Raw genomic sequence first — 23,638 nt, 5'->3', positions numbered from 1 at the left:
GCCGGTGAGAAGGTTGCCCTCGACGCCCGACGATTCCGCTTCGCCATCAGAGGCTGTATAAGCCTTGCGCCATCGCGCGCGAAAAGGACAAACCGCCCATGCTCCGGCTTCTGCTGCCCGCCCTGCTGCTGACACTTGCCGGCTGCGCCACCAAGCCCCCGGCGCACCCCGAGAACCTTTGCGAGATCTTTCGTGAAAAGCCGCAATGGCACGAGGCCGCGCTGAAGGTGCAGAAACGCTGGGGCGGGACCGTTCAGGTGCCCATGGCGATGATGTACCAGGAGTCCTCCTTCAGGCACGACGCCCTGCCGCCGCGTTACTACTTCCTCGGCTTCATTCCCTGGGGCCGGGTCAGTTCCGCCTACGGCTATGCGCAGGCCAAGGACGAGACCTGGGCGGACTACAAGAAGGAAGCCGGTGGCTGGGGCGCCGACCGCGACGACTTCGCCGACGCGCTGGATTTCATGGGCTGGTACATGAACAAGAGCTACAGCGTGAACGGCGTGTCCAAGTGGGACGCCTACGGCCAGTACCTGAACTACCACGAGGGCTGGGGCGGCTACCGCCAGCGCAGCTACGACGCCAAGCCGTGGCTGAAGACGGTGTCGCAGAAGGTCCAGGCGCGTGCCTACCTGTACGGCGCGCAGTACAAGAGCTGCCAGCAGGAGCTGTCGGGCGGCGGCTGGTTCTAGCTGCCGCGTCTGCCCGCTGGCGACATCAGGGGCTCAGTGCCCCATGATCCGCCGGTACTCGTCACGGTATTCCTCGTACGGCAGGTTGCGCCGCTGCAACTCCATCAGTTGCTGCTCCTGGGTCAACGGACGGGAGACGTGGGCGACGGTTTCCGCCGCGGTGGGCGAGACCGGCTGCGGTACGGCCTCGGGCGGCTGCGCCGGCGTGGCGGCAGGCAGCGGCTTCGGCAGGCTGCGCGACGGACGGGCGACCAGTAGCGCACCGGTGATTTCTTCGACTATCTGTTCCGACACCGCACTGACTTCCGAGGAGCCCATCGAGGTGAACAGGTCGCCGTCGGCTTCGCTTTCATAGCGGCGCGAGGCGAGCAGTTGGCCGGTCAGGCCGTCGTGGTAGCGCACGGTGGAGGTAATCCACTCCTCGTCGCCACTGCCGGGACGGTTGTTGGCGTTGTGGCCGGCACCGACCTCGATCACCACCAGGGTGGACAGGGTGTCGGTGGCACGCGGCTCGCCGTCCTGCTCGGTGAGCTGGTAGTCCGCCGAACCCGCCTCGTCGCGCAGCGCTTCGCGCCAGCTGGCCTTCAGCGCGCCCCAGCGCGGGTTGGCCGCCACCGTGGCGTCGGGCTGGAAGTTCACCACCATCACGTGACGGGTGTCGCGGTAGAGGGAGATGGGCGCGGTGCGGTCATCCCGGCGGACGTCCGAGGAACATCCACAGAGCAGGGAAACGGCCAGGGCGAGCGTGACGTTGCGCATGGTGCTTTCTCTTTATTGTCTGGCCAGCATTCTGCCAGCCAATCATGACGCCCGGAAATCGTCCGAAGGTCAGTCCCTTACCAGTCCTCGTCGTCGTCCAGGCCTGGCTGGTATTCCTCCGCGTCCTCGTCGTCCTCCTCATGGTCGCCGGGCGGGTCCTCGAAGAACGCCGCATCCTCCTCCAGCAGGCCGTCGAGGTCGTCGTCGAGGTCCAGCAGGTGGTCGTGTTCGGGCTCGTGGAGGTCGAGGTCTTCGTCAGTCATGGCCGGTCTTTCGTAGGGGGAAACGGGGAAGGGAATCACAGTATAAGTCGCGCCGCGGGTGGATGACGCTCCCGTGACGGCGGACGGCGCTTTCCGGCCTTGCCGGATCGCGATTCGTCCACGATTCTCTATGGACCACGGGCTTCGCGCCGTGCGACGACAAACAGGGGGTATGAATGAAGACTGTGGCTCAGCTGTTGAACGCCAAGGCGGACCAGCAGGTTTACACCATCGCCCCGGATGCGCTGGTGATCGATGCATTGCGCCTGATGGCGGAGAAGAACCTCGGCGGCCTGCCGGTGGTGGAGGCCAACCAGCTGGTCGGCTTCTTCAGTGAGCGCGACTACGCCCGGCGCCTGGCGCTCAAGGGACGCAACTCGGAGAACACGCCGGTCAGCGCGGTGATGACCGCTCCGGTGATCACCGTGGACACCCACCTGAACGTCGACAAGTGCATGGGCATCATGACCGAGCGCCACCTGCGCCACCTGCCGGTGGTGGAGAACGGCGAGCTGCTCGGCCTGCTGTCCATCGGCGACCTGGTGAAGGCCGCCATCGCCGAACAGGCCGAGCTGATCCAGCAACTGGAACAGTACATCCGCGGCGAGTGATCGCCCCGGCGGCCGCTCAGCCCGCGGCCGCCGTTTCCACCTTGCCGGTTTGCATGTCGACAATGCTCAGGCAGCCGTCGGCATAGCCGCTGCCCGTGTCGATGTAGTGGGTGTTGCCGAGCGGGCGCACGGCCCTCTGCGCGGTATGCCCGACATAAAGGCGCTCCAGCCCGGCAATCGGCGTCGCATCTTCCTTCTCGATTCGCGTGCGCGCCCACATGGCCAGGCCGACGGCATTGCGCCGGGCGGCTTCGCCCAGCTCACCGGCCAGCGCGGCGACGCCGCTGTCCCAGTCGGGGAAGGCCGGTGAAACTGGCGCCTCGGCGTGCACGATGCCGACGCGCCGGCCCTCTTCCAGCTCCACTTCGATCACCAGCGGCAACTGCTGCAGCCGGCGGGCGATGCGCTCGCGGGTCACCGGGGTGAGCTTGTACAGCCAGGTGCCGCCATTGCGGAAGTGCAGATCGCGGTCATCGCCGGTCAGCACCACGTCGATCACCAGTTGCTCGTGGTTGCCGCGCACCGAGGCGAACCAGGGCCTGGCCAGCCAGTCCATGACCTGCGGCGAATAGGGGCCGCGGTCCACCAGGTCGCCGGCGGCGAACAGGCGGTCGGCGGCCGGATCGAAGCCGACCTGGTCGAGCAGTCGTTGCAGCAGTTCGAAATGGCCGTGCACATCCCCCACCACGAAATCGCGGCCGCGCAGGTTGCGCGGGAAACGCTTGAGGGGTTGTTCCGGCAAGAGCGTGTTCATTGCCAACTCCAGGGCTTTCAGGAGATCAGCTTATCAGCTGCAAATGGCGTTCCCGCGGCAGTTCGACGAAAGCCGCGGGAGCCTGCTGACGCGCTGCTGCCCAGGCAGCGATGGCCCAGCATGGACTGTTGCCTCAGCAGCACCCCGGCCGCAGGAATCCATAAAAACCCTTTTGCATCAACAAGTTAATAGGAAGCAAAAAAGCGGTACGGATGTTGCGATGTCCCCGGCAAGCCTTTCGGCCTTATCACGCGTGAGCCAGCACAAGAGCAACGCAATAACCGCTTCATGCCTTGCGGCGACGACCGAGCACCACAGAGCCAGCCGTCCTTTCGCCGCCCCCCGGGGACACCATGTTCAAACGCACCACCCTTTCCCTTGCCATCCTGGCGAGCCTGGCCAGCGGCGCGGTCCACGCAGCCGACGGCAACGCCCAGAAAACCGATGCTCAGAGCACTGATACTCAGAGCACCGATGCTCAGAACACCGCAGAAAGCAGCGCCGCACCGACCCTCGGCAAGGTGGTGGTCACCGCGCAGAAGCGCGAGGAATCGGTACAGGAAGTACCGGCGCCGATCACCGTGCTGAGCGGCGAGAAGATCCGCGACGCCTCCCTGCAATCGGCCAGCGAAGTCACCCGCTACACCCCCAACGCCTCCGCCGGCACCACCGACGGCCACGGCCGTCCGCGCTGGTGGATCCGCGGTCTGGGCACCGGTGACCAGGGCGCCAACACGGTCAGCCCGATCGGCATCTACGTCGACGACGTGTACATCGCCAACATCAGCGCCACCGGCTTCCCGCTGTTCGACCAGGAGCGCGTGGAAGTGCTGCGCGGCCCGCAGGGCACCCTGTGGGGCAAGAACACCACGGGCGGGGCGATCAACTTCATCTCGCGCAAGCCGACCTTCAGCCCCGAGGGCTACTTCAAGGTCGACCTGGGCAACTACGCCAACCGCATCGTCGAAGGCGCGGTGAGCGACGCGCTGGTGGACGACAAGCTGGCCGGGCGCCTGTCCTTCCACCACCAGGGCCGCGACGGCTATACCGAGAACGAGAACGACGGCAACGACCAGGGCGCGCTGGAAGACGACGCCGTGCGCCTGCAACTGGCCGCGCGGGTGAACGACAACCTCGACGCAAACCTCAACGTCCACGCCCGCCATTACCACGACACCGCCAGCTACAACACGGTGAGCTACGGCACCCGTCCGGACGGCACCAATCAGTTCGGCTATTCCATCGACCCGAAACTGGGAAAGGCCAACTTCAACGCCAAGTACCAGGCCGAGATCGACCAGGCCGGCAGCAACCTCAACCTGGTCTGGCAGCTGGGCGAGTTGGAGCTGACCTCCATCACCGCCTTCGAACACTTCACCCGCGACGGCTGGACCGACAGCGACAACACCCCGCTGGAACTGCAGCGCAGCTACAGCTACGCCGACAGCCAGCAGTGGTCGCAGGAGCTGCGCCTGGCCTCACCGCGCAGCGACCGGCTGAACTGGGTGCTGGGCTTCCACTACTTCAACGAGGACCTGGAGTCGAAGAACGCCAACGCGGCGCTGCCCAACGTCTACGTCCCCAGCTACTACAACAACGTCAGCTACGACCAGAAGACCGAGAGCTACGCCATCTTCGGCAGCACCACCTACAACTTCACCGACGACTTCAGCGTCACCGCCGGCCTGCGCTGGACCCGCGAGACCAAGGACATCGACCTGGAGCGCCTGGTCAACCGAGGCGCCGCCAGCTTCGGCGACGGCCACTGGTGGCAGCCGGGCAACGTCGACTCGCCGCTGATCGTCAACGCCACCCAGGACGAGAGCAACACCTGGAGCGACTACAGCTGGGACCTGACACCCGAGTACCGGATTTCCGATAACGCCCGCGCCTACTTCCGCTATGCCCGTGGCTTCCGCTCCGGCGGCTACAACGCCGGCGTCACCAGCCAGGCCACGGTGGCCAAGGTCGATCCGGAATACCTCACCTCCTATGAGCTGGGCCTGAAGTCGGAATGGTTCGACGGCCGCCTGAACGCCAATGCCAGCGTCTTCTACTACGACTACGAGGACATCCAGCTCAACATCGTCACCGCGGTGAACAACCAGACTGTCTCGCGCCTGGCCAACGGCGCCCAGGGCGAGGCCTACGGCGCCGAGTTCGAGCTCGAAGCCATCCCGGTGCAGAACCTGCACCTGAACCTCGGCCTCGGCCTGCTGCACACCGAGTTCACCGACTACACCTCGGGCAACGACGACTACTCCGGCAACCACTTCGTCCGCGCACCCAGCGTTTCGGCGGTGATCGGCGCCGACTACCGCATCCCGCTGAACGTCGGCGGCGCGGTGGTGCTCGGCACCGACTGGAACACCCGCAGCCGCCAGTACTTCTTCACCAACGACCAGAGCGCCAACATGCGCACCGGCGGCTACACCCTGGGCAACGCGCGGGTGACCTACGAACTGCCGGGCGAAACCACACGCATCACCGCCTACGTGAACAACCTCACCGACAAGGAATACCGCAACCACACCCTGCCTACCGGCTACCAGACCGCCGCCGTCATGTACGGCGACCCACGCACCTTTGGCGTCTCGGTCACTACCGACTTCTGAGCGAGGTAATCCCCATGACCCTTCTGCATCGCGCGCTGCGCCGGCTGCTGCCGGCCGCCGCCGTGCTGCTCGCAGGCAGCGCCCTCGCCGCCGAGCAGCCGACCACCCTGCGCATTGCCACGGTGGCCTACGCCAACGCCGGGCACATCACCTTCAACGGCCCGTCCTACGTAATCGACCGTGACAAGTGGCTGGAGCAGCAACTGGCCCGGCGCGGCATCAAGCTGGAATGGGTGCCCGCCGCCACCGGCTCGGTGGGCACCTTCGTCAACGAGGAGTTCGCCAACAAGCGCATCGACTTCGCCTTCTACGGCGACCTGCCGTCGATCATCGCCAACGCCTCGGGCGTGCCGACCCAGCTGATCGTCCCCGGCGGCATCGGCAACAACGTCTACCTGGTGGTGCCGCCGGGCTCCACGGCGAAATCCATCGCCGACCTCAAGGGCAAACGCATCGCCCTGCACCGGGGCCGGCCGTGGGAGCTGTCGTTCGCCAAACTACTGGAAGCCAACCACCTGGGCTTCGAGGATTTCCGCATCTTCAACCTAAATCCCCAGGCCGGCGCCGCGGCATTGAGCGCCGGGCGGGTCGACGCCTTCTTCACCCTGAGCGATGCCTTCCTGCTGGAAGACAAGCAGGTCGGCCGCGTCATCTGGTCGAGCAAGGAAGCTCCGGCGGACTGGAAGATGCGCGCCGAGGTCTGGGGCACGAAGGACTTCGTGAAAGACCATCCCGACCTCACCCAGCTGGTGGTGGACGCCTACCTGAAAGCTGCGTGGTGGGTCTCCCAGGACGCCAACCAGGCGGAGTACCAGCAGGCCCAGACCCGTTCCGGCGTGCCGCTGAGCGTGCTGCAGCGCGAGGTCGCCGGCGAGCCGTGGCCCGCGCACTTCTCTCCGCTCTACGACGACGCTCTGCGCCAGCACTACAGCGACGGCATCGCCTACAGCCTGAAGGCGAAACTGATCCGCAACGAGGTGAGGGTGGACGACCTGCTGGAGCCGAAGTTCGTCGAGCAGGGCTTGAAGAACCTCCAGCTGGAAAGCTTCTGGCAGCGCAGCGCCGGCCCCTCGGTCGCCGCCAAGCCCTGATCTGAACGTAGGAGCGCCCCTTGGGCGCGATCGCGGGCATGGCCCGCTCCTACAGGAGCGCAGCACCTGACCAAATCTGTAGGAGCGAGCTTGCTCGCGAATAACCCCCGCTGCGGAGGCGGTTCGCGAGCAAGGACTGGGCGTCCCCCTCGGTCCTGCGAAAAGCGCGATCCGCGCCCACAAAAAAGCCCTCGCAAGAGGGCTTTTTCATGCCGGGCAGAAACTCAGGCCGCCGCGCCCAGCAGCTTCTGGCCCTGCTCCCAGAGGCCGGTCATCTTCCACTGCTGCTCCAGCACGCCGGGGCCGAACTCCCGGGAGCCGCCGAGGCTTTCGGCGAGGCCCTGGAAGTAGGCGCCTTCCTCCAGCAGCAGGATCAGCTTGGACGCCTTGATCAGGTCGTCGCCCCAGAAGGTCGCGCCGCCGTTGGCTTCGAGGATGGCCGGGGTGTGCGGGTTCTCCGCCAGCTTGTCGAGGATGAACAGCGGCTCGGGCTGGCGGCGGTCGATGTAGATCGGCAGCTCGCGGGCCAGGGTCACGCGCTGGGAGGCGGCGTAGCGGATCGGCAGCACGCGGTGGGCGCTGGCCCAGCCACCGAGGTAGGCGGTGTGCACGTGGATCACCACGTTCACCTCCGGGCGCGCCTGGAAGATCGCCGCGTAACGCTTGCCGTTGCCGCCTGCGCCACGGCCGCTGAGCGGGGTCGCGCCGGGGATGCTTTCGTCGAGGATCACCTCGCCGTCGTAGGTAGCAACGACCGCGCGGATTTCCTGGTCGTCGGCCCAGGGGTTCGGCGCGTGGACGGCGATCACCCGGTCACTATCCGGCACGCGCACGTAGGCCTGGTAGGTGTTGCTGGCGGTGAGGGTGCGGCTTTCCTTGAGCACGCGGAAGGCCTTGGCGAAGTCGCGGCGGACTTGTTCGAGCTGGCGGGCGAGTTGCGGATCGAGGGTGGACATGGAGTGCCTCCTGGCAGTCGGGGATGGATGAACCGCGTGGCGGTGTTCCAGTGACTGAGCAGGACTTGTGCCACTAATAAATATATTTACGAATCAATACGTTAGAGGAAGACAAGGCCATCAGCAGGCCGACAACCCCGCCTGAGCGGGCAAAACTGCTGCCCGCCCAGCATCCCCTGCTGCCCCACTGCTGCTGTACAGACAAACGCCCTGCTGCCACAGCAGCACGCCAGCCTGAAAGCCCCGCCACGCCTGGCCTGCAGGCTTTGGGCACAGCCCTTGCTCAAGACCTTGCACGAGCAGCACGACGCTGCCCCCGCCAAGCAAAGGAGCATGGCCATGAGCACCGAATTCTTCTGGCGACTGCCGCTGGGCAGCGACGGTCCCTATCTCGCCTCGGACAAGAACAACCGCGGCAGCCACATCGAGCGCCCCGGCAACATCGCCCCCGGCCGCCTGGCCAACGGCGAGCCGGACGGTTTCACCTACATCGACTACATCGCCCAGGTGGCCAAGGCCGCCGAGATCGCCGGCTTCGAGGGCGCACTGCTGCCCACCGGGCCGGAGCCGTGGATCGCCGCCGCCGCGCTGGCCCGCGAGACCCGCCGGATCAAGTTCCTGATCGCCTTCCAGGCCGCCTGGACCCTGCCGGCCTACGCCGCGCAGCAGGCGGCGATCCTCCAGCACCTGTCTCGCGACCGCCTGGAGTGGAACATCATCACCGGCGGCAACCCCGCCAGCCAGCGCGCCAACGGCGACTTCCTCGAACACGACAAGCGCTACCAGCGCACCGGCGAGTTCCTCGACATCATCGACGGCCTGTGGAAGAACGAGCAGTTCTCCTACCAGGGCGACATCTACCAGCTGGAGAACGGCTCGCTGCCGATCGCGCTACGCCACGTGCGCAAGCCCGGCGTGTACTTCTCCGGCTTCTCCGACCCGGCGCTGGACGTCGCGGCGAAACACGCCGACGTCTACCTGAACTGGGCCGAGCCGATCGACAAGCTCAAGCCGCACCTGGAGCGGGTGCGCGAGCTGGCCGACAAGCAGGGCCGCGAAATCCGCTTCGGCATCCGCATCGACCTGTTCGCCCGCGAGACCGAAGAAGCCGCCTGGAGCGAACTGCGCCGCCAGTACGAGCGCATCGACGCGCGCACCAGCGCCTTCATCAAGAACTTCGCCACCGGCTCGGACTCCGTCGGCGCCGCGCGGCAGACCGCCTACCACCAGAACGTCGAGCGCTTCGACGACCTGATCCTCGGCCCCAACCTCTGGGCCGGCTTCGGCAAGGCCAAGCCAGGACCGACCATCGGCCTGGTGGGCAGCCACGAGAACGTCGCCGAACGCCTCGCCGAATACCGCGACGCCGGTTTCTCCACCTTCATCCTCGCCGGCAATCCGCACCTGGAAGAAGCCCTGCGCATCGGCCAGGAAGTCCTGCCGCTGGTGCAGGGAAAACGCGCCGACGTCCACGAACTCAAGGCCCGCGCCTGAGCCACAAGGAGCTGAACATGTCCCGTCCCCTCGATACCCTCTGGTACACCCGCTGCCCGGTTCCCACCGGCCTCGGCATCGCCGTGCAGAAAGGCTGGCTGGAAGAATCCCTCGCCGAGCAGGGCACGCAGATCAAGTCGCTGCGCGAGTCCGCCGACCAGGCGGTGCGCGAGTCGCACTTCGACCACACGCTGCAGAACTCGGTGCGCCACGGCGGCAACATCCCGGCCATCTGGGCCCGCGCCAGCGGCCGCGAAACCCGCGTGATCGGCCTGTCCTGGGCCGATGAGGCGCAGCTGATCCTGACCACCGCAGAGAGCGGCATCCGCAGCGTGCGCGACCTCAAGGGCCGGCGCTTCGGCCTGCCGGACTGGAGCGGAGCGCAGATCGACTTCACCCGTGCCCAGGCCATCCGTGGCCTGGAGAACGCCCTGCGCCTGGAAGGCCTGGAAGTGCGCGACCTGGAGCTGGTGGACTTCGGCCTGAAGGGCACCTTCAGCGACGAGGCGCCGGGCAACATCGTCGGCATCACCGGCCACGGCGGCAGCCGCCGGCGCAGCCAGAACCCGGAACTGGTCGGCCTGCTGCGTGGCGAAGTGGATGCGATCTTCCTCAAGGGCGCCCACGCCGTGCAGCTGGCGCAACAGTTCGGCCTGCACACGGTGGTCGACACCGGCGCCCATCCGGAGCCGCTGGTCCGCGCCAACAACGGCACGCCGCGCACCCTGAGCGTCGACCTCAACCTGCTGGAGCAGCACCCCGACGCCGCCACCGCGATCCTCGCCTCGGTACTGCGTGCCGAGGACTGGGCGCACCAGCACCCGGACGACACCCGCCGCTACCTGGCGCGGGAAACCAACAGCAGCGAGTTCTGGGTCGCCAGCGCCTACGGCGAGGACGCCCACCTGCGCCTGCGCACCAACCTCGACGAAGGCTCGATCCTCGCCCTGCAGGACTTCACCGACTTCCTGCAGCGCTGGAACTTCATCCCGGCGCGCTTCGACGTGCGCGAGTGGATCGACCCGCGCCCACTGGAAGCCCTGCGCAGCCGCCTTGCACAGAAGACTGCCTGAGCAACGTCACGAGGGCGCTTCCCTCTGTTTCCCGCCCTGGGCCCCCGCGCGACGGCGCGGGGGCTTTCTTCCCTGACGGACACCCATGAGCACACCGCTGGAAACCCTCTGGTACACCCACAGCCCCGTTCCCACGGGGCTCGGCATCGCCGTCGAATCCGGGCGCCTGGCGCAGGCCTTCCGCCCGTTCGGCACGCGCATCCAGTCGCTGCGCGAGTCGTCCGAACGCGAGGTGCGCGAGGCGCACTTCGACCATCACCTGCCCTATTCCGTACGCCACGGCGGCAACATTCCGGCCATCTGGGCCCGCGCCAGCGGTGCGCGCACGCGGGTGGTCGGGCTGTCGTGGAGCGACGAGGTGCAGCTCATCGTCAGCGCCCCGGACAGCGGCGTGCGCAGCATCCGCGACCTGCGCCACCGGCGCTTCGGCCTGCCGAAGTGGGCCAACGTGCAGATCGACTTCACCCGTGCCCAGTCCCTGCGCGGCCTGGAAAACGCCCTGCGCCTGGAAGGCCTGGAGGTGCGCGACGTCGAGCTGGTGGACTACCCCTACGGCGGCACCTTCAGCGATGACCCGGTGCGCCACGTGTTCGGCGCCCAGGTAGCGCTCAAGGGCAACCGCGTGGTGCAGCGCAACAACGAGCTGATCGGCCTGCTGCGCGGCGACATCGACGCCCTCTTCCTCAAGGGCGCCCACGGCCTGCAGCTGGCCCATGAATTCGGCCTGCACGTGGTGATGGATGTCGGCTCGCACCCCGAGCCGCTGGTGCGCTCGAACATCGGCACGCCGCGCACCCTGACCGTCGACCAGCAACTGCTGGACGAACACTTCGATGCCGCCGTGCGGGTGCTCGACACCGTGCTGCGCGCCGAGCAGTGGGCCTGGGCGCATCCCGAGGAGACCCGCCGCTTCCTCGCCCGCGAGCTGAACACCAGCGAGTTCTGGGTCGCCAGCGCCTACGGCGAGGACGCGCACCTGCGCCTGCAGACCAACCTGGCGGAGCGCTCGGTCAGCGCCCTGCGCGACCTCACCGCCTTCCTCCAGCGCTGGGAGTTCATCGGCGCCGATTTCAGCGTCGACGACTGGATCGACCCACGTCCGCTGGAAGCCCTGCTGGGGAAGATCGATGTCGCCATCTAGCCCGGCGCGGCCCGCCGCCTTCCTGCTCAACTTCATGCTGCTGGCGGCGTTCAGCGGCGCCACCATCGGCATGGCGAAGATCGTCACCACGCTGTACGCCATCAGCATCGGCGCCAACGCCATGCAGATCGGTATCATCTCGGCCATGGAGGCGCTGGGCATGGTGATCCTCACCCTGCCCGCCGGCTTCGTCATCGCCCGCTTCGGCGCGCGCCGGGTGTACTTCCTCGCCAGCCTCGGGCCGATGCTGCTGAACCTGGCCATCCCGCTATTCGGCGGCTGGCTGTGGCTGGCGTTTGCGCGACTGCTGATCGGCCTGTGCATCCCCTTCCGCATCGTCGCCATGAACAGCGCCTTCCTCCGTCAGCTCAAGCGCATCGGCAACGACAAGGCCGGCTGGTACCGCGGCTCGCTGACCCTCGGGATGGGCCTGCTCGGCCCGCTGCTGGGCAACTGGCTGAGCGGCGCGGCGAGCTTCACCTGGGGCTTTGCCGCCATCGGCCTGTGCTTCGGCCTGATGGCTTTCTACAGCCTCGGTTTCTGGGAAGGCGAGGCACCCGCCGAGGACCTGCCGATGGCCGCCACCGGCGGGTTGCTGCAACAGGTCAGCGCCATGCTGGCCAATGTCGAGATCGCCGAGAGCTGCCTGGTGGAGCTGCTCAGCGCCGCCACCAGCGCGCTGTTCGGCACCTTCATCCTGCTGCTGGCGATGGAAGTCGTCGGCCTGTCGCAAGGCCAGGCGGTGAGCCTGGTGATGATCCAGGGCCTGGCCTCGGTGCTCGGGCTGTTCGGCTTCGGCTACCTGATCGAACGCAGCGGCCGGCGACTGGCCTACGTCGGCAGCCTCGGCGCGGCGCTGGCCGCCCTGCTGTTGCTCGGCGTCGCCCGAGACTACTGGCTGCTGGCGCTGGGCGGCGTGTTGCTCAGCGCCGCGGCGGCACTGATCCACCTGGTGAACATGGCCCAGTTGGGCGAGCACGCCATGGACAAGAGCAAGATTTCCGGGTTGTTCAACCTCGCCTCCATGTCCGGCAGCTTTTCCGGCGCGCTGCTGGGCGGGGCGGTCAGCCACTTCGTCGGGCTGGGCAACCTGTTCCTCTGCTGGATTCCCCTGGTGCTGCTGGCTGCGCTGTTCTGCTGGCAACGCAAGCAGCGCCGTCAGAGTGCCGGGCCACTGCTCGGCCAGGAGGGTTGACCCATGACTCGAACACTCGATCGCCTGAGCTGGTTCGCCTCGCCGCTGCTCCTGCTGCTGGCCTGGTTCGTCGCCGCCCGCGCCGGCTGGTTCCCGCCACAATTACTGGTGCCGCCGGCGGAGGTCTGGGCCAGCTTCCAGGACCTGCTGGCCAGCGGCGAGCTGCGCGAGCACGTAGTGAACAGCCTGTCGCGCCTGGCCATCGGCTTCACCGTCGGCGCCGTAGGCGGGCTGCTGTTCGGCACCGCCATGGCCCTGTCGAAGACCGTGGAAGCCTACTGCGCGCCGCTGTTCCAGAGCCTGCGCCAGGTGCCGTCGATTGCGCTGATCCCGATGTTCATCCTGTTCTTCGGCGTCGAAGAGACTTTCAAGATCCTGATCGTCACCAAGGCCGCCTTCTTCCCCGTGGCACTGGCCGCCAGCGAAGGCGTTAAGGGCATTCCGCGCGGCTACTTCGAGGTCGCCAGCGTGTACCGCCTGCCGCTGTGGAGCCTGCTGCGCGACGTCGCCTTCCCCGCCGCCGCGCCGCCCATCGTCACCGGCCTGCGCATCAGCCTGAGCCGCGCCTGGATGGTGCTGGTGGCCGCCGAACTGCTCGCCGCCGACAGCGGCCTGGGGCAGATGATCGAGCTGAGCCGGCAGATGCTGCGCATCGACATCGTGATGGTCGGCGTGGTCGTCACCGGGGCCATCGGCTTCGTCCTCGACTTCGCCTTCCGCCTGTTGGAGAAGCGCCTGCTGCGCTGGAGACCGACGCCATGATCCGACTTCTCAAGCGTCTTCGCGGGCTGGTATTGCCGGCGCTGCTGATCGCCGCCTGGCACTGGCAATCGCAACAGGGCGCCAGCGCCGCTTATGCCTTCGTGCCGCTGGAGCGCATCGGCGCCGGCTTCGCCGAGCTGATCCGCACCGGCGAGCTGTGGCTGAGCGTTTCCGCCAGCCTGCAACGCACCTGCCTCGGCCTGCTGCTGGGCGTGCTCGCCGGCTTCGCGCTGGGCGCCGGCATGGCGCTGTCGCGGCCGCTGGAGCGGCTGTTCGCGCCGCTCTACCACACCATTCGCCAGGTGCCGATCCTCGGCCTGATCCCGCTGATCGCCCTGTGGTTCGGCAGCGGCGAGCCGTCCAAGGTGCTGATCGTCAGCCTCGCCGCCTTCTACCCGATGACGCTGAATGCCTTCGAGGGCTTCCGCGACGTGGAGAAGCGCTACCGCGAAGTCGGCCGCCTGTATGCCTTCGGCCCCTGGCAGCAGTTCCGCGAGGTGCTGCTGCCCGGCGCGCTGCCCAGCCTGAGCAACGGCGTGCTGCACGCGCTGGCCTTCGCCTGGGTCAGCTCGGTGGGCTGCGAGCTGTTCCTCTCCACCGGTATGGGCCTGGGCAACCTGATGATGAACGCCGAGACCGGCTCGCGCATGGAGATCGTGGTGATCGGCGTGCTCAGCATCGGCCTGCTCGGCTACGCCATGAACCAGCTGTTCGCCCGCGCCGCGCGCCACCTGCTGCGCTGGCGCAACCTGCGCTAGCTCCTTCCAGATTCGGCCTATTCGTTATGAGTGCCCAGACCATGAACGCGATCCTCGATCCCGCCCTCCTTCCGGCTCAGCAGACGCAACACGGCGCGCTGGCCATCCAGGGCCTGAGCAAGGCCTATTCCATCGACGGCCGCAGCCTGCCGGTGCTGCAGAACATCGACCTGGCGGTGCGCCCTGGCGAGTTCGTCAGCATCGTCGGCGCCAGCGGCTGCGGCAAATCCTCGCTGCTGCGCCTGATCGTCGGCCTGGAGAACGACTACAGCGGACGCATCCTCCTCGACGGCCAGGCCGTGACCGGCACCGGCCTGGAGCGCGGCATCGTGTTCCAGGACCACCGGCTGTTCCCCTGGAAGACCGTGGAGCAGAACGTCGCCCTGGCGCTGAAACAGCAGAAGCTCAGCCGCGCCGAGAAGCGCGAGTTGGTGGCCGGGCACCTGGAACTGGTGGGCCTGACCGGCTTCGAACAGGCCTACCCGCATCAGCTGTCCGGCGGCATGGCGCAGCGCGCGGCCATCGCCCGCGCGCTGATCACCCGGCCCAGGGTGCTGCTGCTCGACGAACCTTTCGGCGCCCTCGACGCCCTCACCCGCGTGCGCCTGCAGCATGAGCTGCAGCGCATCTGGGTGCAGCAGCGCAGCACCATGATCATGGTCACCCACGACGTGGAAGAGGCGCTGTACCTGGGCGACCGGGTGATCGTCATGGACGCGCGGCCGGGGCGGATCCGCCATGAGGTGCGGGTCGATCTGCCGCATCCGCGTGAGCGTGGGCATGCGCGGCTGGCCAGTTTGAAGGACGAGCTGCTGGCGGAGCTGATGCAGGGATAACGAGAGACATCGGCGCGGGGCCTTTCCCCTCTCCCCCGCCCTCTCCCTGAAGGGAGAGGGAGTTTCCGTGCCACCCAAGCTCCAGTGTATTCCTGACACGTCAGCATCAAGGACGCACGGCGCCACCGCTCACACCGATCCAGTCCCCTCTCCCTTCAGGGAGAGGGCTAGGGAGAGGGTGCAAAACCAACGCACCCAGCTCTCCCGTTACTCCTCCAGACCCGCCGCAAGCGCCGCCGGGAAGTCCGGGTGATACCCCGCGCCGATCTCCTCCAGCACACCCGCCTTGCGCAGCTTGCCGAGCACCCGCGCGTTGGCCTCGCACAGGCGTACTTCGATGCCGCGTCGCTGCAACTGCGCAATCACCTCCTGCAGCGTCTGCAGGCCGGTGATGTCCATGAACGGCACATGGCGCAGGCGGATGATCAGCACCTGCGGGTCGGTGTGGGTCTTGGCCAGGGCGCGTTCGAAGGTTTCCGCCGCGCCGAAGAACAGCGGCCCCTCGATGCTGTAGACCAGCACGCCGGGTGGCAGCTCGCCGAGGCCGCGGCCGCGCAGTTCCACGTCCAGTTCGGGACCGGCGTCGGCGTGCACTTCCACCGAGGACGCCATGCGCCGCAGGAAGTGCAGCATGGCGAGGATCACGCCGATGTTCACCGCGATCACCAGGTCGCTGAACACGGTGAGCAGGAAGGTCACCAGCAGTATGGCCACGTCGGCCCGCGGCGCGCGCTTGAGCATGAACAGGAAGTGCCGCGCCTCGCTCATGTTCCACGCCACCACGAAGAGGATCGCCGCCAGCGCGCAGAGCGGGATGTTCGACGCCAGCGGCGCGAGGAACAGCAGGATCAGCACCAGGGTCAGCGCATGGGTGACGCCGGCCAGCGGACTGTTGCCGCCGTTGCGGATGTTGGTCGCGGTACGGGCGATGGCGCCGGTGGCGGCGATGCCACCGAACAGCGGGGTGACCAGGTTGGCGATGCCCTGGCCGATCAGCTCCTGGTTGGAATCGTGCCGGGTGCCGGCCATGCCGTCGGCGACCACTGCCGAGAGCAGCGATTCGATGGCACCGAGCATGGCGATGGCGAAGGCCGGGCCGATCAGTTCCAGCACCCGCGGCAGGGTCACTTCCGGCAGGCTGAAACTGGGCAGGCCCTGGGGGATACCACCGAAGGCGCTGCCGATGGTGGCCACGCCGTCGAAATGGAACAGCGACTGGATGGCCGTCACCACCACCATCGCCACCAGCGGGCCGGGGACCCGGCGCAGCGCGGCGATGCGCGGCGTGAAGAGCACCAGCGCGAGACTCAGCAGCGCCAGCAGGGTCGTCGCCAGGTGCAGTTGCGGCAGCGCCTGTATCAGGTGCCAGAGCTTCTGGTGGAAGTGTTCGCCGGTCACCGTCGGCAGGCCGAAGAAGTCCTTCCACTGGCCAACCCAGATGATCACCCCGATGCCGGCGGTGAAGCCGACGATCACCGGCGCGGGGATGAAGCGGATGATGCTGCCCAGCCGACTGACGCCCAGCAGCACGAGGATCGCCCCGGCCATCAGCGTGGCGATCTGCAGACCGTCCACGCCGTACCTGGCGGTGACGCCGGCGAGGATGACGATGAAGGCGCCGGTCGGCCCGGCGATCTGCACGCGGCTGCCACCCAGCAGCGAGACCAGAACGCCGGCGAAGATCGCCGTGTAGATACCCTGCTCTGGCTTCACCCCGCTGGCGATGGCGAAGGCCATCGCCAGTGGCAGCGCGACCACCCCGACTATGACCCCGGCGACCAGGTTGCGCGTCCAGTGCTCACGACCGAAGAGTCCGGCCTTCCAGGCTTCTCGCAGGGCGATCATCGCAGTCTCCGACGGGATATCGATGGTGGATGCTAACAGGCTGCACACCGGAAGGGCCTGGCGCAGGTCATGCCTGTGGCGCGCTGTCGCAGGCCGAACGAAGTGAACAAAATATTGCACAGACCTGATGGCGCGCAGGGTCCAACGGGGTTCGCAGGCGCCTGTCCATGGGCATTCATGACGCAAATCAACCGGGTCGATTTGCCAGTGAAGCGAAAAATGGGCACAATATGTTCATTATGTTGAACATCAAGGCTCTACCTCTTCCCACTTCCCGCCTGGTTTCGCGCGAGCGTCACTGGACCGGCGACCTCTAGCTCCTCCCTTCGGCCACCCCCTTCTGGTGGCGCCAGGCGCGGTGAACACCCACAGGTGATTCCCGCCCGAGTCGGCACCACTGAACCCGAACCGAAACCGCCGCAAGGATGCTCTTAGCGAGACTGCGCGCGGCTGCCCGTGGGAGGGCTTTACCATGCGTTCCTGGATCTATCTGCTGGCCGCCATCGGCTTCGAAGTCGTTGGCACCACCTCGATGAAATTCACCCACACGCTGTTCCCGATTGCCGGGCTGCTGCTGATGTACGTGATGATCGGCCTGTCGTACTACTTCCTCTCGCTGGCCATCAAGCGCGTGCCGGTCGGCGTGGCCTACGCCCTGTGGGAAGGCATCGGCATCGTGCTGATCACCCTGGTCAGCGCCTTCTTCCTCGGCGAACACCTGAGCCTGGACAAGACCCTGGGCCTGGCGGTGATGATCGCCGGCATCCTGCTGGTGAAGTCCGGTACCCGTACCGGCCCGCGTGAAGACAGCCGCGCCCTGAATGGGGAGGCCGCGACATGCTGAACCATGACCTGATTCCGATGGCCTGGCTGGGCCTGGCCATCGTCCTGGAAGTGATCGCCAACCTGCTGCTCAAGTACTCCGACGGCTTCCGCAAGCGCCTGATCGGCGCGACCTCGATCCTCTGCGTACTGGGCGCGTTCACCGCGCTGGCGCAGGCGGTACGCGGCATCGAACTGTCGGTGGCCTACGCCATCTGGGGCGGTTTCGGCATCCTCGCCACCGTCGCCATGGGTTGGGCCCTGTTCGGCCAGCGCCTGGTCTGGCGCGGCTGGGTCGGCCTGGCGATGCTGGTGCTGGGCATGGGCCTGCTGAAGCTGGCCTGAAGTCGGGACTGTCTCCCGCATCACCGGCCGCCCGGTTCGATCCCGCTGCGCCCGGCACGTCGGCCGAACATGACCAAGCTCACGAAAGCCACTGCCAGCGATGCCATCCCCCCTGCGTCGCCCCTCGCCTGCAACCCCGTCGTTAACATTGCCGCTTTTGCGGACGACCCCTCAGGTCGTCCCGCAGGACTGGGCGGCAATGTCCGCCGGAGAAGACAGGAGGAGTTTTTCGTGACACCCCGTACGTCCCGCCGAGCCGCCGGGCTCATCCGTGGCTCACAGGCCGCCGCCCGAGTACGCACTACGCGCACCGCGAACGGCAATGGCCAGGGCGCACTCGAAGCCGGTCCGCGCAGGGTCATCTGCCGCCTGTCGAGGCGGCCACTGTGATCCCGCGCGCCCTGGAAGATGCGCGCAAGCGCCGCAAGATCACCCGCGAAACCCCGCAGCTGTGGACTTTCCACGACCAGGGCTTCGGCTACATTCAGATTCCCAAGGTGGCGACCCGCTCGATCCGAGCAGCGCTGGGCGGTCTGGGCGGGCTGAGCGACGAAAGCTCCGACCGCACTCGCTTCGCCGATTTCGAACAACGCTTCAGCCGCCACCTGCCGCACCACGACATACGCCGGAGCGCCGAAGGACTCCTGGTGTTCGCCTTCGTGCGCGACCCTCTGGCACGACTTTACTCAGCCTATGTGAACAAGATTGTCGACGCCGAACAGCAGGGGCTGAGGAACATCCTCCGCTGCCACGGCATGCGCTTCGGCATGTCCTTCGAAGACTTCGTGGTACGGACCTGCGAACTGGATGATCGCCACATCGACCGGCACCTGCGCTCGCAGGCCTGGTTCCTTACCGACGGGAACGGGACGATTCCGGGCTTCATCGGGCGGATGGAAAGCTTCGCGCAGGACTGGAACAGCCTGCGCGACCGGCTGCCCTGCCTGGGCCCGGTGGGGCACCATAACAAGGCAGTCGGCAAGACGGACTATCGCCAGTTCTACTCTGACCGCGCCCTTGAGCTGGTTGCTCGGCGCTATGCACGGGACATCGAGCTGTTCGACTATCGGATCGGCTGAAGCGCAGTGTCGGCTCAGGCCAGCAGGCTGACCACCGCGAAGCGACTCAGGTTGGCCTGGGCCACCACCGTCTGCGCCGCCGCACTGTAGTGCGTGGCGCTGCGCCCCATGCGGTCGAGCATCGAAGCGGCAAAGTTGTGCGCCCACTCGCGCTCGTCTTCGCTGGCATGGCGGTCGAGGAAGTCGCGGATGTCATCCTGGCGATGGCGCAGCTGGTCGCGCAGACCGCCGATGCGGTCCAGCGCCGACACCACCGAATCGAGCAACTGACGCTGTTCGCGGAAAGCATCGGTCCTGATCTCGGTGGGGAACGCCAGCAGCCCTTCTTCCTGGCTCTTCAGCCGGGTGTTCTTGCCCTTGGCGAACAGCTTGCCCTCGCCCTGCACCGCCAGCTGGCCCTTGAGCTGCTGCCAGTCGGCCTCGGGGGCGGAGAACTTCAGCGCGCCATCGCCATCCAGCTCGGCGCGAATGCCGGCCTGGCCGAGGGTGGCGTTGAAACGGCGCAGCACCTGCTCGGTACTCATGCCGTCGTCCAGCACCACCGCCGCCGGTTCGGCGAGCTGGCGGCCGGCGCTGAACAGCAGGGTTTCCTTGCCCGAGCGCTGGATGTCCTGTACCGACTCCAGGCCTTCGAGGCTGAAGCGGCTGCGCACCGGCTCGTTGAGGCGCAGGCGGAAGTTGGCATCGAGGCTGCCGTCCGAGCGCTGGGCGCGCTGCTCCAGCAGTTCGTTGACCTGCCGGGTAGCCTGGCGCACGCCTTCGCGGTCCTGGGACTGCGGCACGCTGAGTTCGCGGCTGAGGTTGAGCTTGAGGCCGCCGAGGCGGTCCTGCAGGTCGCCCAGGTAGCTGTCGGCCGACTGTATGGAGGACAGCTGCTGGTTGAGCTGCAGGTTGAAGCTGCCGCTCTTCTGCGCGCCCCGCGCCATCTGCGCGGCGTTCTCACCCTTGTCCTCACCCTTGCGCAGGGCGTTCTGCCGCTCGCCGGCAGAAGGCAGGACGACATCGCGGCGGGTACTGGGATCGAAGACGGCGGCGGCCGGCAGTTGCTTGATGACCTTCATGGCGACCTCTGCACCGGGTGTGCTTCCGCCCGGCACTGGGGGCCGGGCGGAGGCGGGATAAAAAGCAGGGGAACCGGGCACTGCGCCGCCGATTGGCGTCCAGACCTCCTTGCGGTGCGGCCCGGCTCCCCTGCGAAGAAACTTACAGGCGACTGAACAGCGACAGGTCGTTGAGCTTCAGGTAGGTCTTCTGCGTGGCCTGCAGCGCCAGCTGGTAGGTGTTCAGGTCGATGCTCGCGCCGGCGTAGTCCAGCTGCGACAGCTCGCCGTTGATCTTCTGGTTCACCAGCGACACCTCCTCGTTGCTCGAGTTGAGCATGGTCAGAGTGTTCTGCCGGCCACCCAGCTCGGTGATGGCGCCGAGCACACCGTCGTGGGCGCTGTCGAGGCTGTCGATGGTCGCCGCGATCTGCGCATGTACCGCAGGATCGGTGATGTCCAGCGCCGGGTCCTTGAGCATCTTCACCGTGGCGTGCAGCTGGTTGAGGAAGTCCATGTTGCTGCCGAACACGCCCAGCGCGGTGACGTTCTCTTCCACCTGCACGCCGTTGGCCACGGCAGCCTGGCGCGACTTGTCGTTGCCAGTGGCGACGTAGGTATCGGTCAGCGGCTCGTAGGTCGCCGCGGCGGTATCGCTCAGGGTTCCGGAAAACAGGTAGCGACCTTCCTCGTCGCGCACGTTGACGAAGCTGACGATGGTCTTCTCGATGTTCTCCAGCTCGCCGGCCATGGCATTCAGGTCACCTCCGGTGTTGGAACCGTTGGCCGCCCAGAGCAGCAGGTCGCGCACGTTGAGCATCGCGTCGGAGGTCGCCTGCAGGTTGGTTTCCTGGGTCGACAGGTTGCCCGAGACGTTGCCGATGTTGGTGCGGTACTGCGCCAGGCTCGCTTCCTCGCGCTGGATGCGCAGCATGCGCACGCTGGCGATGGGGTCGTCGGAGGGCTGGAGGATGCGCTGCCCGCTGGACATCTGCTGCATCAGCTTGCCCAGGGCCGCCGAGTTGCTGTTCATCGAACCGCCCATCAGCGCGGTGATCTGTGCATTGGTAATGCGCATGGTGCTTTCCTTAGCCAGGGGCCCTTAGAAGGCCGCGAGCATCGAGTCGAACAGCTCCTTGGCGGTGCTGATGACTTTCATGTTGGCCTGGTAGGCCTGCTGGTAGGTGATCAGGTTGACCGCCTCTTCATCCAGGCTCACCGCGCTGACGCTGTCGCGCTGGGCCTGCGCCTGGGTGGCCACGGTGGTGGCGGTCTTCTGGTCGGCCTGGTTCTGCCGGCTGGCGCTGGCGACCTTCCCGAGCAGGCCGGCGAAGGCGTCGTTGAGGGTCACCTGGCTGCCGTCGAGGGTGATCGACTGGCCCTTGAGATCGAGCAACGCCAGCAGGTTCACGTTGTTACCGGACTCGCCCGCGGTGTCCGACAACGCCAGCTCCTCGGGCTTGAGGTCGTTCACGCTGAGCATCGCCGTGGTGCTGCCGGCGTTGTAGCTGAGCAGCGCCTGGCCGGCGTTGCCGTTCAGGTCGAAGCCATTGGCCAGGGTGTCGTTAACCATCTGCGCGAACTGTCCGGCCATCTCGTGCAGGGCGGTCTGGTTCGGCCGCAGGGTGTCGTACTCGGTGTCGAACAGCGCCCCGAGGGAACCGCCCATGCCATCCTGGGCCAGCGGGAAGCTGGTGCCGGCGAAGGTCAGGGCGATTTCCTGCTCGCCGCTGGCGGTGCGGCTGATCGCCAGTTGCCCGGCGGAGTTGCCGGCCACCAGCGGCTGGCCGTTGGCCAGGGAGACGGTGAGCGAGCCGTCGGCTACCTCGTTGACGCGAATCGAGGCGTACTTGGAAAGGTCCTGCACCAGGCTCTCGCGATGGTCGCGCAGCGCCGTGGTGTCGCCGCCGGAGGAGCCGACCTCGACGATCTGCCGGTTCAGCGCGGCGAGGTTGCTGGTCAGGCCGTTGATCTCCCCGACCATGGAACCGCGCTGCTCCTGCAGGGCGCGCAGCTGGCTGTCGATGTTGCCGGACAGGCCATTGAAGCGCTGGGCGAGGTTCTTCGTCTCGTTGACGATCTGCTGGCGCAGGGCGACCGAGCCGGGCGTGGCGGTGGCCTCGCTGAGTGCAGCGAAGAAGTTGTCCAGGCCGACGCTGATGCTCGAACCATCGCCGCTCATCAGGCCTTCCAGCGCGGACAGGTACTGCTGGCCGCTGTCGTAGTAGCTCTGCTCGGTGGTGGCGCGCCACAGCTGCTGGTTCTGGAAGTCGTTGGCCATGCGGCGGATGCTGGTCACCGTCACGCCGCCACCGACGTTCAGGCCACCCTCGCCGGCCAGCGAGGCGAGCACCGGGTTCAGCCGGCTGAAGCCGGGGGTGTTGGCGTTGGCGACGTTCTGGCCGGAGGTGGCCAGGGCGATCTGCGCCGCGCGCAGACCGCTGTAGCCGATCTGGCTCAACATACTCAAGAGGCATTCTCCTTCGACTCGAGGCGGATCGGCTGGGCAAACGCCGCCGAGGCCGGTCGGGAAACAAATTCGGGCTGTTGTCCCTGATAGGCGACGGAATCCGCGTGGCGCTTAAATCCTTCCTGCGGCGCGTGCTTCAGGCCGCTCTCGGGCGACAGGCCGCTGCCGGGAAGCTGCGCCGGCGCCTGGGCCTCGCGCACGCGGCGCAGCACGCCGAGGGTGTAGTCGCGGGTCTCGTCATAGGGAATGCTGCGCACCCAGTCGGCCATGCCGATCTGTCCGCTGCGCGGGTCGCCGTTGTTCTTCAGCCACTCGTCCACCTTGCCGGGGCCGGCGTTGTACGCGGCCAGGGCGAGCACGTGCTGGCCGTCGTAGCGGTCGAGCAGCTTGCCCAGGTAGGCACTGCCCAGGGCCTTGTTGTAGGCCGGGTCGCTGGTCAGGCGCTGCTCGTCGTAAGGCAGGCCCAGCTCGCCGGCGACTTCGCGGGCGGTGTCGGGCATCAGCTGCATCAGGCCGCGCGCGCCCTTGGGCGAGACGGCGGCAGTATTGCCGCCGGACTCCTGACCGATCACGCTGTCCACCAGGGTGCGGAAGCCCGCCGTGCCCTGCTGCCAGGCGTGGGCGAGACGGTCCACGCCACGCTGCCAGGTGTCCACCAGCGGGTTGCGGCTGGACACCGAAGGCCGGCGCAGCGCCTCACCGCCATCGGCGAGCGCCACCGGCTCGGCGGTGTCGGTCGGCTCGGCGGAGAGCTGGCGCACCAGCAGATCGGCGATGCCGGTCTGCTTGCGCGTGGCGAGGTGCTCGGCCAGCGCTTCGTCGTAGAAGTCGCGCATCGTATCGAGGTCGCGGCTGCGCAGCGGGCTGCCGGCGGACAGCACGTCACCGGCCTTGCGCATCTGCTTGAGGATCTGCTGCAGGAACATCGCCTCGAACTGTTCGGAGGCTGCCTGCAACTGCTCGCGGCGCACCTGCTCGGGCGACTCGCCGGGCTGGCCGCTCGGCACGATGGGGCGGTTCAGGGACGTGATGCTCAT

23 protein-coding genes are annotated in these 23,638 nt (G+C 67.2%); 14 read left to right on the top strand and 9 right to left on the bottom strand.

The window, feature by feature from the left end; translation table 11 throughout:
• Positions 1-98: 98 nt before the first annotated feature.
• Positions 99-692, top strand: a complete 594-nt coding sequence (locus tag J2T47_RS02690; protein ID WP_253442168.1) for a hypothetical protein — start codon at positions 99-101, stop codon at positions 690-692.
• A gap of 33 nt (positions 693-725) precedes the next feature.
• Here J2T47_RS02690 and J2T47_RS02685 read toward each other — a convergent pair whose 3' ends face one another.
• Positions 726-1,451 (bottom strand): hypothetical protein, encoded by a 726-nt coding sequence (locus J2T47_RS02685; protein ID WP_253442167.1) that lies wholly within the window; start codon positions 1,449-1,451, stop codon positions 726-728.
• Between the two features lie 77 nt (positions 1,452-1,528).
• Positions 1,529-1,714, bottom strand: coding sequence for a hypothetical protein (locus J2T47_RS02680; protein ID WP_253442165.1), 186 nt, complete (start codon positions 1,712-1,714; stop codon positions 1,529-1,531).
• A 176-nt stretch (positions 1,715-1,890) separates the two neighbouring features.
• On the opposite strand from J2T47_RS02680, the gene J2T47_RS02675 reads away from it, so the two are divergent.
• On the top strand, positions 1,891-2,325 hold the full coding sequence (locus J2T47_RS02675) for a CBS domain-containing protein (RefSeq protein ID WP_253442163.1): 435 nt from the start codon (positions 1,891-1,893) through the stop codon (positions 2,323-2,325).
• Between the two features lie 16 nt (positions 2,326-2,341).
• Here the strand turns inward: J2T47_RS02675 and J2T47_RS02670 are convergent, their stop codons facing one another.
• The gene (locus J2T47_RS02670; protein WP_253442161.1) at positions 2,342-3,079 is read right to left on the bottom strand and encodes a metallophosphoesterase; all 738 of its coding nucleotides are present in this window, start codon (positions 3,077-3,079) and stop codon (positions 2,342-2,344) included.
• Positions 3,080-3,432: 353 nt separating this feature from the next.
• On the opposite strand from J2T47_RS02670, the gene J2T47_RS02665 reads away from it, so the two are divergent.
• The gene (locus J2T47_RS02665) at positions 3,433-5,694 is read left to right on the top strand and encodes a TonB-dependent receptor (protein WP_253442159.1); all 2,262 of its coding nucleotides are present in this window, start codon (positions 3,433-3,435) and stop codon (positions 5,692-5,694) included.
• Between the two features lie 14 nt (positions 5,695-5,708).
• Positions 5,709-6,785, top strand: a complete 1,077-nt coding sequence (locus J2T47_RS02660; protein WP_253442157.1) for an ABC transporter substrate-binding protein — start codon at positions 5,709-5,711, stop codon at positions 6,783-6,785.
• Positions 6,786-7,009: 224 nt separating this feature from the next.
• Here the strand turns inward: J2T47_RS02660 and J2T47_RS02655 are convergent, their stop codons facing one another.
• Positions 7,010-7,741: a class II aldolase/adducin family protein gene (locus J2T47_RS02655; protein ID WP_253442155.1), complete on the bottom strand. Its 732-nt coding sequence runs from the start codon at positions 7,739-7,741 to the stop codon at positions 7,010-7,012.
• 339 nt (positions 7,742-8,080) lie between these two features.
• On the opposite strand from J2T47_RS02655, the gene J2T47_RS02650 reads away from it, so the two are divergent.
• From J2T47_RS02650 to J2T47_RS02620, 7 genes are all read left to right on the top strand, one after another.
• Positions 8,081-9,235: an LLM class flavin-dependent oxidoreductase gene (locus J2T47_RS02650; RefSeq protein WP_253442153.1), complete on the top strand. Its 1,155-nt coding sequence runs from the start codon at positions 8,081-8,083 to the stop codon at positions 9,233-9,235.
• A gap of 17 nt (positions 9,236-9,252) precedes the next feature.
• Positions 9,253-10,308, top strand: a complete 1,056-nt coding sequence (locus J2T47_RS02645; protein ID WP_253442151.1) for an ABC transporter substrate-binding protein — start codon at positions 9,253-9,255, stop codon at positions 10,306-10,308.
• Between the two features lie 85 nt (positions 10,309-10,393).
• The gene (locus tag J2T47_RS02640; protein WP_253442150.1) at positions 10,394-11,449 is read left to right on the top strand and encodes an ABC transporter substrate-binding protein; all 1,056 of its coding nucleotides are present in this window, start codon (positions 10,394-10,396) and stop codon (positions 11,447-11,449) included.
• Positions 11,436-12,644 (top strand): MFS transporter, encoded by a 1,209-nt coding sequence (locus tag J2T47_RS02635; RefSeq protein WP_253442147.1) that lies wholly within the window; start codon positions 11,436-11,438, stop codon positions 12,642-12,644. The genes J2T47_RS02640 and J2T47_RS02635 overlap by 14 nt, the downstream gene beginning before the upstream one ends.
• A gap of 3 nt (positions 12,645-12,647) precedes the next feature.
• Positions 12,648-13,406 (top strand): ABC transporter permease, encoded by a 759-nt coding sequence (locus J2T47_RS02630; protein WP_253442145.1) that lies wholly within the window; start codon positions 12,648-12,650, stop codon positions 13,404-13,406.
• A complete protein-coding gene (locus J2T47_RS02625) occupies positions 13,403-14,164 on the top strand; it encodes an ABC transporter permease (RefSeq protein WP_253442143.1) in 762 nt (253 codons plus the stop codon). Before J2T47_RS02630 ends, J2T47_RS02625 begins: the two co-directional genes overlap by 4 nt.
• Positions 14,165-14,205: 41 nt before the next feature.
• A complete protein-coding gene (locus J2T47_RS02620) occupies positions 14,206-15,000 on the top strand; it encodes an ABC transporter ATP-binding protein (RefSeq protein ID WP_253442141.1) in 795 nt (264 codons plus the stop codon).
• 207 nt (positions 15,001-15,207) lie between these two features.
• Here the strand turns inward: J2T47_RS02620 and J2T47_RS02615 are convergent, their stop codons facing one another.
• Positions 15,208-16,845 carry a SulP family inorganic anion transporter gene (locus J2T47_RS02615; protein WP_253442140.1) on the bottom strand — a complete coding sequence of 546 codons (1,638 nt, stop codon included), beginning with the start codon at positions 16,843-16,845 and terminating at the stop codon, positions 15,208-15,210.
• A gap of 472 nt (positions 16,846-17,317) precedes the next feature.
• On the opposite strand from J2T47_RS02615, the gene J2T47_RS02610 reads away from it, so the two are divergent.
• The 3 genes from J2T47_RS02610 (at position 17,318) to J2T47_RS02600 (ending at position 19,091) form a co-directional block, all read left to right on the top strand.
• Positions 17,318-17,689 (top strand): SMR family transporter, encoded by a 372-nt coding sequence (locus J2T47_RS02610; RefSeq protein WP_253442139.1) that lies wholly within the window; start codon positions 17,318-17,320, stop codon positions 17,687-17,689.
• The gene (gene mdtI / locus J2T47_RS02605; RefSeq protein ID WP_253442138.1) at positions 17,683-18,012 is read left to right on the top strand and encodes a multidrug/spermidine efflux SMR transporter subunit MdtI; all 330 of its coding nucleotides are present in this window, start codon (positions 17,683-17,685) and stop codon (positions 18,010-18,012) included. Before J2T47_RS02610 ends, mdtI begins: the two co-directional genes overlap by 7 nt.
• Before the next feature lie 386 nt (positions 18,013-18,398).
• Complete coding sequence (locus tag J2T47_RS02600; RefSeq protein ID WP_253442137.1) at positions 18,399-19,091, top strand: sulfotransferase family 2 domain-containing protein; 693 nt, start codon at positions 18,399-18,401, stop codon at positions 19,089-19,091.
• A 14-nt stretch (positions 19,092-19,105) separates the two neighbouring features.
• On the opposite strand, the gene J2T47_RS02595 is transcribed toward J2T47_RS02600, so the two are convergent.
• From J2T47_RS02595 to J2T47_RS02580, 4 genes are all read right to left on the bottom strand, one after another.
• Positions 19,106-20,152 carry a hypothetical protein gene (locus J2T47_RS02595; RefSeq protein WP_253442136.1) on the bottom strand — a complete coding sequence of 349 codons (1,047 nt, stop codon included), beginning with the start codon at positions 20,150-20,152 and terminating at the stop codon, positions 19,106-19,108.
• Positions 20,153-20,294: 142 nt separating this feature from the next.
• The gene (gene flgL / locus J2T47_RS02590; protein ID WP_253442134.1) at positions 20,295-21,209 is read right to left on the bottom strand and encodes a flagellar hook-associated protein FlgL; all 915 of its coding nucleotides are present in this window, start codon (positions 21,207-21,209) and stop codon (positions 20,295-20,297) included.
• A 24-nt stretch (positions 21,210-21,233) separates the two neighbouring features.
• Positions 21,234-22,601 carry a flagellar hook-associated protein FlgK gene (flgK, locus tag J2T47_RS02585; RefSeq protein ID WP_253442131.1) on the bottom strand — a complete coding sequence of 456 codons (1,368 nt, stop codon included), beginning with the start codon at positions 22,599-22,601 and terminating at the stop codon, positions 21,234-21,236.
• Complete coding sequence (locus tag J2T47_RS02580) at positions 22,598-23,638, bottom strand: lytic transglycosylase domain-containing protein (protein ID WP_253442129.1); 1,041 nt, start codon at positions 23,636-23,638, stop codon at positions 22,598-22,600. The genes flgK and J2T47_RS02580 overlap by 4 nt, the downstream gene beginning before the upstream one ends.

Origin of the sequence: Pseudomonas nitroreducens (assembly GCF_024170165.1) — a bacterium.
In the GTDB taxonomy this organism is placed as follows: Bacteria; Pseudomonadota; Gammaproteobacteria; order Pseudomonadales; family Pseudomonadaceae; genus Pseudomonas; species Pseudomonas nitroreducens_C.
Note: the sequence above shows the minus strand (reverse complement) of the source record. Positions and strands in the feature narration are given on the sequence as shown.

Coding starts and splice junctions, on each gene's coding strand:
- J2T47_RS02660 (WP_253442157.1), top strand. CDS start 5,709: ATGACCCTTCTGCATCGCGCGCTGCGCCGGCTGCTGCCGGCCGCCGCC.
- J2T47_RS02580 (WP_253442129.1), bottom strand. CDS start 23,638: ATGAGCATCACGTCCCTGAACCGCCCCATCGTGCCGAGCGGCCAGCCC.
- mdtI (WP_253442138.1), top strand. CDS start 17,683: ATGCTGAACCATGACCTGATTCCGATGGCCTGGCTGGGCCTGGCCATC.
- J2T47_RS02685 (WP_253442167.1), bottom strand. CDS start 1,451: ATGCGCAACGTCACGCTCGCCCTGGCCGTTTCCCTGCTCTGTGGATGT.
- J2T47_RS02620 (WP_253442141.1), top strand. CDS start 14,206: ATGAACGCGATCCTCGATCCCGCCCTCCTTCCGGCTCAGCAGACGCAA.
- J2T47_RS02625 (WP_253442143.1), top strand. CDS start 13,403: ATGATCCGACTTCTCAAGCGTCTTCGCGGGCTGGTATTGCCGGCGCTG.
- flgL (WP_253442134.1), bottom strand. CDS start 21,209: ATGCGCATTACCAATGCACAGATCACCGCGCTGATGGGCGGTTCGATG.
- J2T47_RS02680 (WP_253442165.1), bottom strand. CDS start 1,714: ATGACTGACGAAGACCTCGACCTCCACGAGCCCGAACACGACCACCTG.
- J2T47_RS02645 (WP_253442151.1), top strand. CDS start 9,253: ATGTCCCGTCCCCTCGATACCCTCTGGTACACCCGCTGCCCGGTTCCC.
- J2T47_RS02670 (WP_253442161.1), bottom strand. CDS start 3,079: ATGAACACGCTCTTGCCGGAACAACCCCTCAAGCGTTTCCCGCGCAAC.
- J2T47_RS02690 (WP_253442168.1), top strand. CDS start 99: ATGCTCCGGCTTCTGCTGCCCGCCCTGCTGCTGACACTTGCCGGCTGC.
- J2T47_RS02630 (WP_253442145.1), top strand. CDS start 12,648: ATGACTCGAACACTCGATCGCCTGAGCTGGTTCGCCTCGCCGCTGCTC.
- J2T47_RS02640 (WP_253442150.1), top strand. CDS start 10,394: ATGAGCACACCGCTGGAAACCCTCTGGTACACCCACAGCCCCGTTCCC.
- J2T47_RS02675 (WP_253442163.1), top strand. CDS start 1,891: ATGAAGACTGTGGCTCAGCTGTTGAACGCCAAGGCGGACCAGCAGGTT.
- J2T47_RS02610 (WP_253442139.1), top strand. CDS start 17,318: ATGCGTTCCTGGATCTATCTGCTGGCCGCCATCGGCTTCGAAGTCGTT.
- J2T47_RS02655 (WP_253442155.1), bottom strand. CDS start 7,741: ATGTCCACCCTCGATCCGCAACTCGCCCGCCAGCTCGAACAAGTCCGC.
- J2T47_RS02615 (WP_253442140.1), bottom strand. CDS start 16,845: ATGATCGCCCTGCGAGAAGCCTGGAAGGCCGGACTCTTCGGTCGTGAG.
- J2T47_RS02635 (WP_253442147.1), top strand. CDS start 11,436: ATGTCGCCATCTAGCCCGGCGCGGCCCGCCGCCTTCCTGCTCAACTTC.
- J2T47_RS02595 (WP_253442136.1), bottom strand. CDS start 20,152: ATGAAGGTCATCAAGCAACTGCCGGCCGCCGCCGTCTTCGATCCCAGT.
- J2T47_RS02665 (WP_253442159.1), top strand. CDS start 3,433: ATGTTCAAACGCACCACCCTTTCCCTTGCCATCCTGGCGAGCCTGGCC.
- J2T47_RS02650 (WP_253442153.1), top strand. CDS start 8,081: ATGAGCACCGAATTCTTCTGGCGACTGCCGCTGGGCAGCGACGGTCCC.